At 70.7% G+C, this 15,203-nt stretch carries 15 protein-coding genes; 7 read left to right on the forward strand and 8 right to left on the reverse strand.

Annotated features, from left to right (window positions below):
• Positions 1–143: 143 nt before the first annotated feature.
• Genes JJI54_RS19050 through JJI54_RS19065 form a run of 4 tightly spaced genes read left to right on the forward strand, consistent with a single transcriptional unit; the run spans position 144 to position 3,881 of the window.
• On the forward strand, positions 144–1,058 hold the full coding sequence (locus JJI54_RS19050; RefSeq protein WP_203074635.1) for a branched-chain amino acid ABC transporter permease: 915 nt from the start codon (positions 144–146) through the stop codon (positions 1,056–1,058).
• A complete protein-coding gene (gene livM, locus JJI54_RS19055; protein WP_203074636.1) occupies positions 1,055–2,335 on the forward strand; it encodes a high-affinity branched-chain amino acid ABC transporter permease LivM in 1,281 nt (426 codons plus the stop codon). Before JJI54_RS19050 ends, livM begins: the two co-directional genes overlap by 4 nt.
• The gene (locus JJI54_RS19060) at positions 2,332–3,159 is read left to right on the forward strand and encodes an ABC transporter ATP-binding protein (RefSeq protein WP_203074637.1); all 828 of its coding nucleotides are present in this window, start codon (positions 2,332–2,334) and stop codon (positions 3,157–3,159) included. The genes livM and JJI54_RS19060 overlap by 4 nt, the downstream gene beginning before the upstream one ends.
• A complete protein-coding gene (locus JJI54_RS19065) occupies positions 3,156–3,881 on the forward strand; it encodes an ABC transporter ATP-binding protein (protein WP_456305604.1) in 726 nt (241 codons plus the stop codon). Before JJI54_RS19060 ends, JJI54_RS19065 begins: the two co-directional genes overlap by 4 nt.
• Here JJI54_RS19065 and gluQRS read toward each other — a convergent pair.
• Positions 3,878–4,720, reverse strand: coding sequence for a tRNA glutamyl-Q(34) synthetase GluQRS (gene gluQRS / locus JJI54_RS19070; RefSeq protein ID WP_456305605.1), 843 nt, complete (start codon positions 4,718–4,720; stop codon positions 3,878–3,880). The two genes, JJI54_RS19065 and gluQRS, sit on opposite strands and share 4 nt — an antisense overlap.
• A 50-nt stretch (positions 4,721–4,770) precedes the next feature.
• Here gluQRS and JJI54_RS19075 point away from each other — a divergent pair, with 50 nt between their 5' ends.
• Positions 4,771–5,421: an alpha/beta hydrolase gene (locus JJI54_RS19075; protein ID WP_203074638.1), complete on the forward strand. Its 651-nt coding sequence runs from the start codon at positions 4,771–4,773 to the stop codon at positions 5,419–5,421.
• A gap of 151 nt (positions 5,422–5,572) precedes the next feature.
• A complete protein-coding gene (locus tag JJI54_RS19080; RefSeq protein ID WP_203074639.1) occupies positions 5,573–6,148 on the forward strand; it encodes an HNH endonuclease in 576 nt (191 codons plus the stop codon).
• Positions 6,149–6,163: 15 nt separating this feature from the next.
• Here the strand turns inward: JJI54_RS19080 and JJI54_RS19085 are convergent, their stop codons facing one another.
• The 3 genes from JJI54_RS19085 to JJI54_RS19095 form a co-directional block, all read right to left on the reverse strand.
• A complete protein-coding gene (locus JJI54_RS19085; protein WP_203074640.1) occupies positions 6,164–7,138 on the reverse strand; it encodes a Bug family tripartite tricarboxylate transporter substrate binding protein in 975 nt (324 codons plus the stop codon).
• Between the two features lie 67 nt (positions 7,139–7,205).
• Positions 7,206–7,763, reverse strand: coding sequence for a demethoxyubiquinone hydroxylase family protein (locus JJI54_RS19090; RefSeq protein WP_164696217.1), 558 nt, complete (start codon positions 7,761–7,763; stop codon positions 7,206–7,208).
• Entirely contained in the window at positions 7,763–8,236 is a 474-nt protein-coding gene (locus JJI54_RS19095; RefSeq protein WP_203074641.1) for a disulfide bond formation protein B, read from the reverse strand. Before JJI54_RS19095 ends, JJI54_RS19090 begins: the two co-directional genes overlap by 1 nt.
• 149 nt (positions 8,237–8,385) lie before the next feature.
• Here JJI54_RS19095 and JJI54_RS19100 point away from each other — a divergent pair, with 149 nt between their 5' ends.
• Positions 8,386–9,012, forward strand: a complete 627-nt coding sequence (locus tag JJI54_RS19100) for a glutathione S-transferase family protein (protein ID WP_203074642.1) — start codon at positions 8,386–8,388, stop codon at positions 9,010–9,012.
• A 71-nt stretch (positions 9,013–9,083) separates the two neighbouring features.
• Here the strand turns inward: JJI54_RS19100 and JJI54_RS19105 are convergent, their stop codons facing one another.
• The 4 genes from JJI54_RS19105 to metH form a co-directional block, all read right to left on the reverse strand.
• Positions 9,084–9,644 carry a cob(I)yrinic acid a,c-diamide adenosyltransferase gene (locus JJI54_RS19105; protein ID WP_203074643.1) on the reverse strand — a complete coding sequence of 187 codons (561 nt, stop codon included), beginning with the start codon at positions 9,642–9,644 and terminating at the stop codon, positions 9,084–9,086.
• Positions 9,638–10,678, reverse strand: a complete 1,041-nt coding sequence (locus tag JJI54_RS32975; RefSeq protein WP_203074644.1) for an energy transducer TonB — start codon at positions 10,676–10,678, stop codon at positions 9,638–9,640. The genes JJI54_RS19105 and JJI54_RS32975 overlap by 7 nt, the downstream gene beginning before the upstream one ends.
• Entirely contained in the window at positions 10,675–11,562 is an 888-nt protein-coding gene (locus JJI54_RS19115) for a cation diffusion facilitator family transporter (protein WP_203074645.1), read from the reverse strand. Before JJI54_RS19115 ends, JJI54_RS32975 begins: the two co-directional genes overlap by 4 nt.
• Before the next feature lie 128 nt (positions 11,563–11,690).
• Entirely contained in the window at positions 11,691–15,194 is a 3,504-nt protein-coding gene (metH, locus tag JJI54_RS19120; RefSeq protein WP_203074646.1) for a methionine synthase, read from the reverse strand.
• Positions 15,195–15,203: the final 9 nt, after the last annotated feature.

A 15,203-nucleotide genomic window follows, 5' to 3' on the forward strand; every position in this document is an offset into this window, starting at 1 on the left:
GCTGAGTTACTTGGCCTTCGCCACGCCGGCCCTGGGCACCATCCATCCCCCTCCTCATCATCACGGCCACCGGCAGGGAATTCCCTTGCGCGGTCGCGGCGCTTCGTTGACCGTTCGGTGACCCGGGATAAGGACCGTCCGCCTTGGCCTATGCGCTGCAGCAGCTGATCAACGGCATCAGCCTCGGCATGATCTACGGCCTGATCGCGGTGGGCTACACCATGGTCTACGGCATCATCGGCATGATCAACTTCGCCCATGGCGACATCTTCATGATCGGCGCCTTCGTGGCGCTGACCGCCATGGTGATGCTGATCTCCGGCGGGCTGATGGAAGGCCCGGCCGCCATCCTGCTGGTGCTGGCCATCTCCATGGCCTTCACCGCGCTCTATGGCTGGACGGTGGAGCGCATCGCCTATCGCCCGCTGCGCGGCAGCTTCCGCCTGGCGCCGCTGATCTCCGCCATCGGCATGTCGATCGTGCTGCAGAACTTCGTGCAGGTCAGCCAGGGCGCCCGGGTGAAGCCGCTGGAGCCGCAGCTGCCCGGCGGCATCGAGCTGATGCGGGAAGGGAGTTTCGTCGTCCAGCTCTCCTACATGCAGATGCTGATCATCGCCTCGACTCTCGCGGTGCTGGCGATCTTCACCTGGCTGGTGACGCGAACGCCCCTCGGCCGCGCCATGCGCGCCTGCGAGCAGGACCGGAAGATGGCATCGCTGCTCGGCATCGACACCGACCGCACCATCAGCCTGACCTTCGTCATCGGCGCGTCCCTCGCCGCCGTCGCGGGCACGCTCTATTTGCTGCGCTATGGCGTGATCGATTTCTACATCGGCTTCCTCGCGGGGGTGAAAGCCTTCACCGCCGCCGTGCTGGGGGGCATCGGGTCGCTGCCCGGGGCGGTGCTGGGCGGGCTGCTGATCGGCCTGATCGAGACCTTCTGGTCCGCCTATTTCTCCGTCCAGTACAAGGATGTCGCGGCCTTCTCCATCCTCGCCATCGTGCTGATCTTCATGCCGACCGGGCTGCTCGGCCGGCAGGAGGTCGAGAAGGTATGAAGGAGTTCGGCCCCGCCCTGCGGGACGCCGCCAAGGCCACCGCCATCGCCTTCGGCCTCTTCGTCGTCATGGTCGGGCTGCGCACCGATGTCAGCCCGACCGGCGCGCTGTTCCTGCGCACGCGCTGGGCGGAGCTCGCGATGCTCTGCGCCCTCGTCTTCGCGCTCCGCCTCGCCATCGGCCTCTGGGTCACGCCGCGCTTCATGGCGCAGGCCGGCGGCTCGCTCGCCGGGCCGCTGGCCAGGGCCGGCGCCCTGTTCGGCACGGGACTGCTGCTGGTGGCCGTGGTGCTGCCCGCCATCCCGGGCATCGGGCGCTACGAGCTCGACCTCGCCATCCTCGTGCTGACCTATGTCATGCTGGGCTGGGGGCTGAACATCGTGGTCGGCCTCGCGGGGCTGCTCGACCTCGGCTACGTCGCCTTCTACGCCGTCGGCGCCTATTCCTACGCGCTGCTGGCGCAGTATTTCGGCCTCTCCTTCTGGGTCTGCCTGCCGCTGGCCGGCATCCTCGCGGCCTTCTGGGGCATCCTGCTCGGCTTCCCCGTGCTGCGGCTGCGCGGCGACTACCTGGCGATCGTCACGCTCGCCTTCGGGGAGATCATCCGCGTCGTCCTGCTGAACTGGGTGGAGCTGACGGGCGGGCCCAACGGCATCAGCGGCATCCCGCGCCCCACCTTCTTCGGCCTGCCCTTCAGCATGTCCGGCGGCCCCGGCACCTTCGCCGGCTTCTTCGGGCTGGAACCCAGCCCGACGCATCGCGTGGTCTTCCTCTACTACCTCATCCTCTGCCTGGCGCTGCTGACCAACTGGGTCACCATCCGCATCCGCCGCCAGCCCATCGGCCGCGCCTGGGAAGCGCTGCGGGAGGATGAGGTCGCCTGCCGCGCACTCGGCATCAACGTTACCACCACGAAGCTCACCGCCTTCGCGCTGGGCGCCATGTTCGGCGGCTTCGCCGGCGCCTTCTTCGCCACCCGCCAGGCCTTCATCAGCCCGGAAAGCTTCACCTTCATCGAAAGCGCCATCATCCTGGCGATCGTGGTGCTGGGCGGCCTCGGCAGCCAGGTCGGCGTCGCGGTCGCGGCCATCGTGATGATCGGGGGGTTCGAGCTGTTCCGCGACCTCGATGAATGGCGGATGCTGGTCTTCGGCGCCGCCATGGTCGCCATCATGGTGCTGCGCCCCCGCGGCCTGGTGGGCTCCCGCACCCCCACCGTCGCCCTCGGCCAGCGCCGCGCCATCGGCGCCGAGTATGTCGGCGAGGGCCGGGGATGAGCACGACCCTCGCCGCCGACATCCTCCGCGTGGAGGAGCTGACCATGCGCTTCGGCGGGCTACTCGCCGTCGATCGCGTCAGCTTCGAGGTGCCGCGCGGCACCATCACCGCGCTGATCGGCCCGAACGGGGCCGGCAAGACCACGGTCTTCAACTGCATCACCGGCTTCTACCGCCCGACCGGCGGCGCGGTGCGGCTCTCGACGCAGGAGGGGCGGGAGGTCGTCCTCAACACGCTGAAGGACCACAACATCGCCCGCGCCGGCGTCGCGCGCACCTTCCAGAACATCCGCCTCTTCGCCGGCATGACGGCGCTGGAGAACCTGCTGATCGCGCAGCATGGCCCGCTGCACAAGGCGACGGGCTTCGGCATCGGCGCGCTGCTCGGCATCTCCGGCTACAAGGCCGCCGAGGCCGCGGCCATCGAGCGTGCCGCCGAATGGCTGCGCGCCATCGGCCTCATCGCCCGCGCCGATGATCCGGCGGGCTCGCTGCCCTATGGCGACCAGCGGCGGCTCGAGATCGCGCGCGCCATGTGCACGCAACCCTCGCTGCTCTGCCTCGATGAGCCCGCGGCCGGGCTGAACCCGCGCGAGTCGGACGATTTGGCGCGCCTGCTCCTCTCGATCCGGGACGGCACCGCGACCAGCGCCGCGCCCACCTCCATCCTGCTGATCGAGCACGACATGGGCATCGTCATGCGCATCTCGGACCATGTCGTCGTGCTCGACCACGGCAAGAAGATCGCGGAAGGCCCGCCCGCCGCCATCCGCCAGGACCCGCACGTCATCGCCGCCTATCTCGGGGAGGCGGAGGAGGAATGAGCGCGGCCGCTCCGATGCTGGAGGTCCAGGACCTCCGCACCTTCTACGGCGCGGTGGAGGCGCTGAAGGGCGTCTCCCTCCATGTCGATCCCGGCGAGATCGTGACGCTGATCGGCGCGAACGGCGCCGGCAAATCGACCCTGCTGATGAGCCTCTGCGGCGATCCCCGCGCGCGATCGGGCCGCATCCTGCTGGAGGGCGAGGACATCACCGCGATGCCCACCCACCAGATCATCCGCCGCGGCGTCGCGCAGTCCCCCGAAGGCCGCCGCATCTTCCCGCGCATGACGGTGCTGGAGAATCTGATCATGGGCGCCCAGGCCATGGGCCATGATCCGGCGCCGGAGCTGGAGCGCGTCTTCGCCCTCTTCCCCCGGCTCAATGAACGCCAGGCGCAGCGCGGCGGCACGCTCTCCGGCGGCGAACAGCAGATGCTGGCCATCGGCCGCGCGCTGATGTCGAAGCCCCGGCTGCTGCTGCTGGACGAACCCTCGCTCGGCCTGGCGCCGCTGATCTCCCGCCAGATCTTCGCCGCCATCAAGGCGCTGAACGAAAGCGAAGGCCTGACCGTGCTGCTGGTGGAGCAGAACGCCAACCAGGCGCTCCGCCTGGCCCATCGCGGCTACGTCCTGGTGACGGGGCGGATCACCATGAGCGGGTCGGGGGCGGAATTGCTGGCGCGGCCGGAGATCAGGGACGCGTATCTGGGCGGGGGGCATTAGGCCCAGCCGGCCATCGCCCTGACCTCCGCCGGGCTCCGCCCCGCCTCCCGCAACGCGCGCACCGCCAGCGCGCCGTCGCGCTTCGCCAGGCGCCGGCCCTCCGCATCCACCAGCAGGGCATGGTGGCGATAGGCGGGCTCCGGCCAGCCCATCAGCGCCTGGATCAGCCGGTGCAGGTCCGTCGCCGGCAGCAGATCCTCCCCCCGCGTCACCACCGTCACGCCATCCCGCGCATCATCATGGGTGACGCAGAGGTGGTAGCTCGCCGGCACCTCCTTCCGCGCCAGCACCACATCGCCGAAGCGCGCGGGGTCGCAGCGCAGCCGCCCGCGCCCCTCCTCCTCGAAGTCCAGCGCCCCCACCCGCGCCACCGCTGCCGCCATGTCGAGTCGCAGCGCGAAGGGGTCGCCCCGCGCCATCCGCGCCTCCCGCTCCGCCGCCGATAGCCGCCGGCAGGTGCCGGGATAGAGCGGGCCATCCGGCCCCTGCGGGGCGCCGCCGCTCGCCGCGATCTCGCGGGCGATCTCGGCCCGGGTGCAGAAGCAGGGGTAGAGCAGCCCCATCCCCGCCAGCCGGTCCAGCGACAGCCGGTAATCCGCGAAGTGCCGCGACTGCACGCGCACCGGCCCATCCCAGTCGATTCCCAGCCAGCGGAGGTCCTCCTCGATCGCCGCGGCGTATTCCGGCCGGCAGCGGGTGCCGTCGATATCCTCGATCCGCAGCAGGAAACGCCCGCCCGCCTGGCGCGCCCGCTTCCAGCCCGCCAGGGCCGAATGGACGTGGCCGAGATGCAGGAAGCCGGTCGGGCTGGGGGCGAAGCGCGTGACGATCATGGTCATCCCCGTCATCCTGCCCATCTTCTGCTGCAACGCGAAACGGGACCGATGGCATGAGGGATGAGGAGGAGGGCCCGCGCTGGGGCCCGGCCGCGGGCGGCGCGCCCGATGCGCTGGTCGTGCTGCTGCACGGCGTCGGCGCCGATGGCTTCGACCTGATTGACCTGGCCCCCGGCTGGGGCAAGGCCGTGCCCGGCGCGCTCTTCGTCTCCCCGCACGCGCCGGAGGCCTGCGACCTCGCCCCTTACGGAAGGCAATGGTTCAGCCTGCAGGATCGCCGGCCCGTCGCCATCGCCGCCGGCGCCGATGCGGCCTCCGGCGCCCTTTTCGCCTGGATCGACGGGCAGCGCGCGGCGCTTGGCCTGGGCTGGGACCGGGTCGCGATCATGGGCTTCAGCCAGGGCGCGATGATGACGCTGCGGGTCGGCCTGCACCAGGCGCGCCAGGCCGCCGCGCTGCTCGCCTATTCCGGCGCCCTGCCCTGCCCCGTCCCCCCCGGCCCCGGCCCCGCCGTGCTGATCGTGCATGGGGAGGAGGATGAGGTCGTGCCCCCCGGCGCCAGCCGCAACGCGCTGGCCGCCATCGAGGCCGCGGGCCTGGCCGTGGAGGCCGCCTTCCGCCCCGGCCTCGGCCACGGGATCGACGAGGCCGGCATCAGCCTGGGCGCGCTGGCGCTGCAGAAGGCGCTGGGGCCGGCCGCATGACGGGGCGATGAAACATCGGAGATCGCCGGTTGCGCAGCCCCCTTCGCACTGGCACAAAGACCGGGACATCGCAGCTAAGCCACAGGATCTGGGGCCTTACTGACGTTGACGGCCCCAGGACTGGGTGCGCTGCCATTCTGAGGAGTGGCGCTTGCCTGATGGCGGACACTTCGTTCCAGGGCAGTCCTTCCCCGCGCTCGTCCTGAACGCGGACTTTCGCCCCTTGTCCTACTTCCCGTTATCCGTCTGGGCCTGGCAGGATGCGGTGAAGGCGGTGTTCCTGGATCGCGTCTCGGTCCTGTCGGAATACGAGGCGGAGGTCCATTCGCCGCGCATGACCATGCGCCTGCCGAGCGTGATCGCGCTGAAGGAATACATCCCCGCCGCTCGGCGCCCGGCCTTCACCCGCTTCAACGTCTTCCTGCGCGACAGCTTCGCCTGCCAATATTGCGGCAACCCGAAGCCGACCCAGGACCTGACCTTCGACCACGTCATCCCCCGCAGCCGCGGCGGGCGCACGACCTGGGAGAACGTCGTCACCGCCTGCGGGCCCTGCAATCTGCGCAAGGCCAACAAGCTGCCGCGGGAATGCCAGATGGTGCCCCGCCTGCCCCCCCGGCAGCCCACCAGCTGGGAGCTGCAGGAGAACGGCAGGTCGTTCCCGCCGAACTACCTGCATGAAAGCTGGCGGGACTACCTCTACTGGGATTCCGAGCTGGAGAATTGAGGGGCCTCGCGCCCCTCACGAATCCGCGGTGATGTTGGCGCGGCGGATCACGGCGCCCCAGCGCTCCAGCTCCTCCCGCTGGTAGCGCGCCAGCGCCTCCGGCCCGCCGCCGATCGCCTCCACCCCGTTGCGCTCCAGCGTCGCCCGCGTCTCCGCCTCGTTGAGGGAGGCCGCGAGAATGCCGGACAGCCGCTGCGTGACCGGCGCGGGCAGGTTGGCCGGGCCGAACATGGCCCACCAGCCCTCCGCATTGATCGCGGGCAGCCCCTGCTCCGCGAAGGTCGGGACGTTGGGCAGCAGCGGGCTGCGCTGCGCGCCGGTGATGCCGAGGCCGATGAGCTGCCCGGCCTCGATCTGCGAACGCACGAACTGGGTGTGGTAGAACATGGCGTTCAGCGTGCCGCTCAGCGCATCCGTCATCGCCTGCGCGCCATCGCGATAGGGCACATGGGTGGTGCTGGTGCCCGTCGCCTCGCTCATCACGGCGTGGTTGAGGTGCCCCGCCGTGCCGGTGCCGGAGGTGCCGACCGAGAGCGGCCGCGCCTTCGCCATCGCCACGAACTCCGCCATGGTCCGCGGGCCGAGCTGCGGCCGCACCACCAGCAGCAGCGCCGTCTTGGAATGCAGGAACAGCGGCGTGAAGTCCCGCACCGGGTTGTAGGCCAGGTTCGGCATCAGGTTCGGGTTCACCGCATGGGTGCCGATGGTGCCGAGCAGGATGGTGTGCCCATCCGCCGGCGCCTGCGCCACGGCGGCGGAGCCGATGGTGCCGCCGGCGCCGGAGCGGTTGTCCACCACCACGGTGTGCCCGCCGAGCCCGCGGGAGATCTGCCCCCCGATCATCCGCCCGATGATGTCGGTGCTGGTGCCGGCCGCGAAGGGCACCACCAGTCGGATCGGCCGGTCCGGCCAGGCCTGGGCGCGGAGCGTGCCCGGCGCGGCCAGGGCGGGCAGCGTGATCGCGGTGGCCAGCAGGCTGCGGCGGTTCATGGCAGGTCTCTCTCCCGGTTCGGCGCCCCCGGGATCGCACGCCACTCCGCCATCCCGCAAGACGGCGTCAGACCCGCTCGCTGACCTTGATCGCGACCTTGCAGCCCGCCTTGATCGCCGCGCTCAGCAGCCGGTAGGCCGGCGCCTGCTCGGCCTCATGCTCCAGGCCGATGTCGCGATGCTCCAGCTCCTCCGCCCGGAAGCGCTCGATATCGGCGCGCAGCGGCGCCTCGTCATCGCCGAGTGTCTCCGCCTGGGCGCGGTAGTGTTCGTCGATCGCTTCCTCCACCGCCACGGTGCAGGCCATGGCGGCGCGGTGGCCGAGCAGCGCCGTCGCCGCGCCGAGGGCGAAGCCCGCGACATGCCAGACCGGCAGCAGCGCGGTCGGCCGCACGCGGCGCTTGGCGATGAGCCCCGCGAAGGTGTCGAGGTGCACCTGCTCCTGCGCCTTCATGTGTTCCAGGATCGGCCCGTATTTCGTCCGCCCGAGCACCGCCAGCTGGCCCTCATAGATCCGTCGCGCGCCGTATTCGCCGGCATGGTCCACGCGGATGGTGCGCGCGACATACTCCCGCGGCGTCGGGTCCCCGGGCAGGCGTCGCTCGGCGGTCTCTCGGTTCGGCATCAACCCCTCCGTGCGGCCCGGCTGAAGGCGAAGGCCGCCAGGCCCGCCGCATAGATCAGGTTCATCGCCGCCATGGAAAGGGGGAGGCCCGGAATCAGGTAGGTGGCCTCGTCGCAGGGCTTGTTGGGCGCGGGGTTCAGGCTGCGCAGCAGGTCGTCCACGCTGGCGCCCGCGGCCACCGGCGGCGCCTGGCAGGCCGGCAGGGGAGAGGGCCACCAGCCCTGCTCCACGCCGACATGCAGCACCGCGATGGCGCCGGAGACCAGCACCGCCAGCCCAGCCGCCCGCAGCGCCCAGACCCGCCACCGTTCAGGCAGGAAGGCCGCCGCCACGGCCAGCGCCGCCGCCACCCAATAGGGCCAGCGTTGCCAGAGGCAGAGCGCGCAGGGCGCCAGCCCCGGCCAGCGTTCCGTGCCGAGGGCGATCAGCGGTGCCGCGGCGGCGAAGCCCGCCACCATCAGGGAGGACATCATGCCGGCTTCTTCCCCCACCCCACTCCCCGCCGCAACGGGGCGGGGCGGACAGAGACATTTCGCAAAACGCGCCATCGGCGCGCCGGGGCGATTACGCCCGACGCCCTGGCGCGATAGCCTGTCCGCCGCTGGAAGCGGGAGACAGGTTGATGCTGACCATCTGGGGCCGGGCGAGTTCGTCCAACGTCATGAAGGTGCTTTGGCTCTGCGAGGAACTCGCCATCCCCTTCACCCGCATCGATGCCGGCGGCGCCTTCGGCCGGACGAAGGAGCCTGACTACCTCGCCAAGAACCCCAACGCGCTGGTGCCTACGATCGAGGAGCCGGACGGCTTCACGCTGTGGGAGAGCAACAGCATCTGCCGCTACCTCGTCCGCAAGCACGCCCCCGGCCATGCGCTGCATCCCGCCGATCCACGCCAGGCCGCGAATGTGGAGCGCTGGATGGACTGGCAGCTGGCCTCCCTGAACCGGCCGATGACCACGGTCTTCTTCACCTATGTCCGCATCCCGGAGGCCGAGCGCGACTGGCCCGCGACGCACAAGGCGCGGGCGGAGGCAGAGGCGCTCTGGGCCATGGTGGATGCGGAGGTCGCGAAGCACCCCTATCTCTGCGGCGAATCGCTGACGCTGGCCGACATCGCGCTCGCCCCCTACCTGCATCGCTGGTTCGCCATGCCGATCGAGCGCGCGCCCATGCCCGCGCTCCGCGCCTGGTACGACCGGCTCGCGCAGCACCCCGGCTTCCAGAAGCACCTCGCCGGCCCGCTGGTGTAACCCGGCGGTCCAGGGTCGCCTTCGACCCTGGCGAGGGTGTTCAGGGGGAGCAGCGCTCCCCCTGCATCGCCCTACCGCGTCGCCCCCGGCGTCCAGGTCACATCCCCCGTCCCGTTCCCGTTCAGCCGGCGGGACAGCACGAAGAGGTGGTCCGACAGCCGGTTGAGGTAGCGGATCACCGCCGCATTCACCGCATCCGCCGCCGCCAGGGCCACCACCTCCCGCTCCGCCCGCCGCGCCACCGTCCGCGCCAGATGGGCATAGGCGGCGCCGGGCGATCCGCCGGGCAGCACGAAGCTGCGCAGCGGCGGGATATCCGCGTTCATGGCGGCGATCTCCGCCTCCAGCCGCAGGCACTGGCCATCCGTCACGCGCAGCCGGTCCTCGCCCGTGCCGGGCACGCAGAGATCGGCGCCGAGGTCGAAGAGGTCGTTCTGGATGCGCCCGAGCATCGCATCCGCCTGGCGGTCCCCGGCCAGATGCAGGCGCAGGATGCCGATGGTGGCGTTCACCTCATCCACCGTCCCATAGGCCGCGACCCGCAGCGCATCCTTCCGCACGCGGGACCCGTCGCCCAGCGAGGTCTCCCCCCCGTCGCCCCCCCGCGTCGTGATGACGTCCAGCTTCACCATCGGCGATCTCCTTCGAGGCGAAAGCTGATATCGACCGCGGCAACCGCAACGACCGGCTGCCCATCCCGCGCGGCCGGCTGGAAGCGCCAGTTGCGCACCGCGCGCAGCGCCGCCTGGTCCAGCGCCTGGAAGCCGGCGGACTGGTCCACCGCCACATCCACCACGCGGCCATGCTGGTCCACCTGGACGCGCAGCCGGACGCGCCCCTGCTCCCCGCGCATCCGGCTGGCATAGGGGTATTCGGGCGGCGGGTTGGAAGCCCCGGCCAGCGGCCGCGGCGCCGTCACGGCGCCCAGCGCCTGCGCCCCGGCCATGGACAGCGGCGCGCTCGCCTCCCCCGCGCCGCCCGTCGTGGCGGCGGGGCTCGCGGCAGCGGCGGCGGGCGCGGCCTGGGGCGCCGGGCGCGGCCGGGGCGGCGTGGGGCGCTGCGGCGGGGCCGCGAGCTGCAGCGGCCGGGGCGGCGGCAGTTCGAAGGCGGGCGGCGGCGGCTCGGGCTCAGGCCTCGCCTCCGGGGCGGGCGCCGGGGGTGGGGGCACCGCCTGCGCCACCATGATCGGCGCTTCAGGCGGCGGGCGCGGTGCGTCAGGCGGCGGCACGGCCACCGGCTGGGCGGCGTCCGGCGGCGCGGGCGGCGCCACCGGGGGCGCCACCGGGGGCGCCACGGGGGGCGCCGAAGCGGCGGGCTGCACGGGTGGCGGCGGGGGCGGCGGCACCGGCAGCGCGGCCATGGTCACGGGCGAGGCCACCGGTGGCGGCGGCACGGGCGGGGCCGGCGGAAGGGCGGGCATGTCGGGCAGCGCCGCCACCGGCGGCGGCCCGGGCGGGGCCGGCACGCTGGCCGGCGCGGCGGGGGCGGCGGCCTCGGCATCCGCCGCGTCGCTGTTGCCGGGCATCTCCTCGCCCCAGACCAGCGCCACGCCCTGTTCCAGCGGCCTCGGCGCCTCATCCGGCGTGCGGTCCACCAGCAGCGCCGCCGCCAGCGCCGCATGGCCGGCCAGGGACAGCAGCAGGGGCCAGCGCCGGCCGCCGGTCACAGCACCAGCACGCCCTGGTGCTTGGCCTTGCCCTCGGGCTCGACATGGATGGTGATGACGGCGGATTCGAGTTCCGCCTTCAGCGCGGCCTCCACCCGGTCGCAGATCTCATGCGCCTGCGTCACCGTCATGTCGCCCGGCACCACCAGGTGGAATTCCACGAAGGTGAAGCGCCCGGAATGGCGGGTGCGGAGGTCATGCGCCTCGATCGCGCCTTCCGCATGGGTCGCGACCAGGCTGCGGATGCGGCCCAGCGCCTCTGGCGCCACCGCCTCATCCATCAGCCCGCCCACGGATTCGCGCATCAGCTGCCAGCCGGAGAACAGGATGTTCACCGCCGTCAGCGCCGCCAGCGCCGGGTCGATCCAGGCCTGCCCCGTCAGCGCCACCAGCGCCACGCCGACGATGACGCCGCCGGAGGTCACGACATCCGACAGCAGGTGCCGCGCATCCGCCAGCAGCGCGGGCGATCGGGACGCCCTGCCCCGCCGGAACAGGAAGGCCGACCAGCCCGCATTGATGCCCGTCGCGATGGCGGAGACCAGCAGGCCCGGGGCCGCCCCCTCCAGCACCCGCGGCGCCTGCCAGGCGCCCCAGGCCTCGTGCAGGATCAGCACGGCGGCGACAATGATCAGCGCGCCTTCCAGCACGGCGGAGAAATACTCCGCCTTGGCATGGCCATAGGGGTGGTCCGCATCGGGCGGGCGGGCGGAGACGCGGATGGCGGCCAGCGCCGCCAGCGCCGCCGCCACGTTCACCACGGATTCCACCGCATCGGCGAAGAGCGCGACGCTGCCCGTCAGCCACCAGGCACCCGCCTTCAGCCCCAGCACCGCGATCGCGATGCCGACGCTGGCGGTGGCGATGGTTTCGACGCGGGTCATGCCTGGCATCAGGCAGCCACGCGCGAAGGGTCAGCGGACAAGGGATGAACTCCTGCGGAGGCCGATTGATGCCGCGCCGGGGTGCGTTCCCGCAACCCCGGACCCGCTCATGCCAGCCCCGCAGCTTCCTAGACGGAGAAGTACTTGGCCCGCGGGTGGTGCAGGACGATGGCGCTGGTGGATTGCTCGGGATGCAGCTGCCATTCATCGGACAGCGTCACGCCGACGCGATCCGCCTTCAGCAGCCGCAGCAGCCCTTCCTGGTCCTCCAGCCGCGGGCAGGCGGGATAGCCGAAGGAATAGCGGCCGCCGCGATAGCCCTGGCTCAGCATCTTCTCGATGTCGCGGTCATCCTCCCCCGCGAAGCCGAGTTCGGCGCGGATGCGCTTGTGGACGTATTCCGCCATCGCCTCCGCCATCTCCACCGACAGGCCGTGCAGGTAGAGGTAGTCCTGGTAGCGGTTGTCCTCGAACCAGTCGCGCGCGATGTCGGAGGCCTTCTGGCCCACCGTCACCACCTGCAGGCCGATCACGTCGCGCGCCTCCGGCCCATCCTCGATGTCCCGCAGGAAGTCGGCGATGCATTCGCCGTCCGGCTTGGGCTGGCGCGGCAGGGTGAAGCGCCAGGCTTCGGTGATGCCATCCTCCTCGAACAGCACCACGTCATTGCCCTGGCCGGCGGCCTTCCAGTAGCCGTAGATCGCCTGCGGCTTCAGGATGTTGTCGGCCTCCGCCAGCGCCAGCATGCGCTTCAGCACCGGGCGCAGCTCCTGCTTCGCCCAGCCGATGAAATCCTCCAGCGAGCGCCCGGCCTTCCGGAAGCCCCACTGGAATTGATAGAGGCTGCGTTCGTTGATGAAGGGCACGATGGCCTTGGGCGCGGCTTCCATCACGCGCGGCCCCCAGAAGGGCGGCACGGGCACGGCGCTTTCCGCCGCCACGCGCCGGCGGCGTTCCTGCGCGTAGTTGACATCGACGGGCGCGAAGCCGCGCGGATCGGCCTGGCCGAGCGTCCGCTTCTCGTTCTTCGCCTTGCCCGCGCGCTTGGTCTGCAGCGCGGCCAGGTAGTCGTCGAAGCCGTTGCCCATCACCTTGTCCATCAGGTGAAGGCCGTCGAAGGCGTCCCGCGCATAGGCCACGCGCCCGCAGGCGTAGGACTTCACGCAATCATCCTCGACATAGTTGCGCGTCAGCGCGGCACCGCCCAGCAACACGGGCAGGTCGATCCCCTGGCGGCTCATCTCCTCCAGGTTCTCGCGCATCACCACGGTGGACTTCACCAGCAGGCCCGACATGCCGATGGCATGCGCCTTGTGGGTCTTCGCCGCCGCGACGATGTCGTTCAGCGGCACCTTGATGCCGAGGTTGACGACCTTGTAGCCGTTGTTGGTCAGGATGATGTCGACCAGGTTCTTGCCGATGTCGTGCACGTCGCCCTTGACGGTGCCGAGCACGATCGTGCCCTTCTCCTGCCCCTCGATCTTCTCCATGTGGGGCTCGAGATAGGCGACGGCGGCCTTCATCGTCTCCGCGCTCTGCAGCACGAAGGGCAGCTGCATCTTGCCGGCGCCGAAGAGGTCGCCCACCACCTTCATGCCGTCCAGCAGCACGTCATTGATGATGGAGAGCGGCGTGAGGCCCTTGGCCAGCGCATCCGCGAGTTCGTCATCCAGCCCCTTGCGGTCACCATCCACGATGCGGTCCTTGAGCCGGCCCTCCACCGTCTCCGCGCGCTTCTTGCCGGTGGTATCGGCGGCCTTCCGGCCGGAGAACATCTCCAGCACCTTCTGCAGCGGGTCATAGCCCTCGCGGCGGCGGTCGAAGATCAGGTCCTCGATGACCTGCACTTCCTCCGCCGGGATCTGGTGCAGCGGCTTGATCTTGGAGACGTGGACGATGGCGCCGGTCATCCCCGCCTTCACGGCGTGGTCCAGGAACACGCTGTTCAGCACGTGCCGTGCCGCGGGGTTCAGGCCGAAGCTGATGTTGGAGAGACCCAGGATGATCTGGATCTCAGGAAATTCCTCCCGGATCATGCGGATGCCGTCCAGCGTCCAGACGCCGAGCTTGCGGTCATCCTCGTTGCCGGTCGCGATGGTGAAGGTCAGCGGGTCGATCATCAGATCGGACTGCGCCAGCCCGTGCTGGTTGCAGGCGAAATCGACCAGGCGGCGCGCGATGCGCAGCTTGTCCTCCGCCGTCTTCGCCATGCCGACCTCGTCGATGGTCAGCGCGATGACGGCCGCGCCAAACTTCTTCGCCAGCACCAGGCGTTCATGCGCCGCATGCTCGCCATCCTCGAAGTTGATCGAGTTGATGATCGGCTTGCCGCCATGCAGCTTCAGCGCGGCCTCGATCACCGGCGTTTCGGTGCTGTCGATCACCAGCGGGGAGTTCACGCTGCTGGTGAAGCGCCGGATCACCTCGTTCATCTCCGCGATCTCGTCGCGGCCGACGAAGGCCGTGCAGACATCGAGGCTGTTCGACCCCTCCGCCACCTGCTCCCGCCCGATGGCGACGCAGCCATCCCAGTCATGCGCGGCCTGGCGCTCGCGCCAGGCCTTGGAGCCGTTCGCGTTGCAGCGCTCCCCGATCGAGAAGTAGCTGTTCTCCTGCCGCAGGGATGTCGCGGTGTAGAGGCTGGCGACGGAGGGCACCCAGACCGCGTTCCGCTTCACCGGCGCCGGCCGCGCCTTGGCGCCGCCGAGCTTCCGCAGCAGCCCATCCAGCGCCTGGATATGCGGGGTGGAGGTGCCGCAGCAGCCGCCGATCAGGTTCAGCCCATCCTCCAGGATGAAGCGCTCCATCCAGGAAGCGAGTTCGGACGGGCCGAGCGGGTAGTGTGTCTTGCCATCCACCAGCTCCGGCAGCCCCGCATTGGGCTGCACGCTCAGCATCCCCGGCCAGTTGCGGCTGAGCCAGCGGATATGCTCCGCCATCTCCTGCGGCCCCGTCGCGCAGTTCAGCCCGATCAGCGGCACGTCGAGCGCCTGCACCACCGTCGTCGCCGCGGCGATGTCGGGGCCGACCAGCAGCGTGCCCGTCGTCTCCACCGTCACCTGCACGAAGATCGGGATGTCGGACTTCGCTTCCGCCTTCGCGATCTTGCAGGCGTTGACGGCGGCCTTGATGAACAGCGTGTCCTGGTTCGTCTCCGTCAGCAGCGCATCCGCGCCGCCCGCGATCAGCCCGCGGCACTGCGCGACCAGCGCGGCTTCCAGCGAATCATAGTCGATGTTGCCGAGGCTCGGCAGCTTCGTCCCCGGCCCGATATCGCCGATCACCCAGCGGTGGCGCCCATCGGCGAAGCTCTCCGCCGCCTCCCGCGCCAGCTCCACGCTGAGCTTGTTGATCTCGAAGGCCTTCTCCTCCAGCTCGAACTCGCCGAGCGTGACGGGGCTGCCGCCGAAGCTGTTGGTCAGCACCATGTCCGACCCGGCCTCGTAGTAGCTGCGATGGATGTCGCGCACGATGTCGGGGCGGGAGAGGTTCAGCACCTCCGTGCAGTTCTCCTTGCCCCAGAAATCCTTCTCGACGTCCAGCGTCATGGACTGGATGCGCGCGCCGAAGCCGCCATCGCAGAGCAGCACCTGGTCGCGAAGCACGTCGAGGAGATGGGGGCGCGAGGTCATGCGGTTTTC

Origin of the sequence: Falsiroseomonas ponticola, from assembly GCF_016805305.1 — a bacterium.
Taxonomy (GTDB): domain Bacteria; phylum Pseudomonadota; class Alphaproteobacteria; order Acetobacterales; family Acetobacteraceae; genus Falsiroseomonas; species Falsiroseomonas ponticola.

Bases quoted from the DNA above. Each gene is read 5' to 3' on its own strand.
- livM (WP_203074636.1), top strand. From the start codon at position 1,055: ATGAAGGAGTTCGGCCCCGCCCTGCGGGACGCCGCCAAGGCCACCGCC.
- JJI54_RS19060 (WP_203074637.1), top strand. From the start codon at position 2,332: ATGAGCACGACCCTCGCCGCCGACATCCTCCGCGTGGAGGAGCTGACC.
- JJI54_RS19065 (WP_456305604.1), top strand. From the start codon at position 3,156: ATGAGCGCGGCCGCTCCGATGCTGGAGGTCCAGGACCTCCGCACCTTC.
- gluQRS (WP_456305605.1), bottom strand. From the start codon at position 4,720: ATGACCATGATCGTCACGCGCTTCGCCCCCAGCCCGACCGGCTTCCTG.
- JJI54_RS19075 (WP_203074638.1), top strand. From the start codon at position 4,771: ATGAGGGATGAGGAGGAGGGCCCGCGCTGGGGCCCGGCCGCGGGCGGC.
- JJI54_RS19085 (WP_203074640.1), bottom strand. From the start codon at position 7,138: ATGAACCGCCGCAGCCTGCTGGCCACCGCGATCACGCTGCCCGCCCTG.
- JJI54_RS19090 (WP_164696217.1), bottom strand. From the start codon at position 7,763: ATGCCGAACCGAGAGACCGCCGAGCGACGCCTGCCCGGGGACCCGACG.
- JJI54_RS19095 (WP_203074641.1), bottom strand. From the start codon at position 8,236: ATGATGTCCTCCCTGATGGTGGCGGGCTTCGCCGCCGCGGCACCGCTG.
- JJI54_RS19100 (WP_203074642.1), top strand. From the start codon at position 8,386: ATGCTGACCATCTGGGGCCGGGCGAGTTCGTCCAACGTCATGAAGGTG.
- JJI54_RS19105 (WP_203074643.1), bottom strand. From the start codon at position 9,644: ATGGTGAAGCTGGACGTCATCACGACGCGGGGGGGCGACGGGGGGGAG.
- JJI54_RS19115 (WP_203074645.1), bottom strand. From the start codon at position 11,562: ATGACCCGCGTCGAAACCATCGCCACCGCCAGCGTCGGCATCGCGATC.
- metH (WP_203074646.1), bottom strand. From the start codon at position 15,194: ATGACCTCGCGCCCCCATCTCCTCGACGTGCTTCGCGACCAGGTGCTG.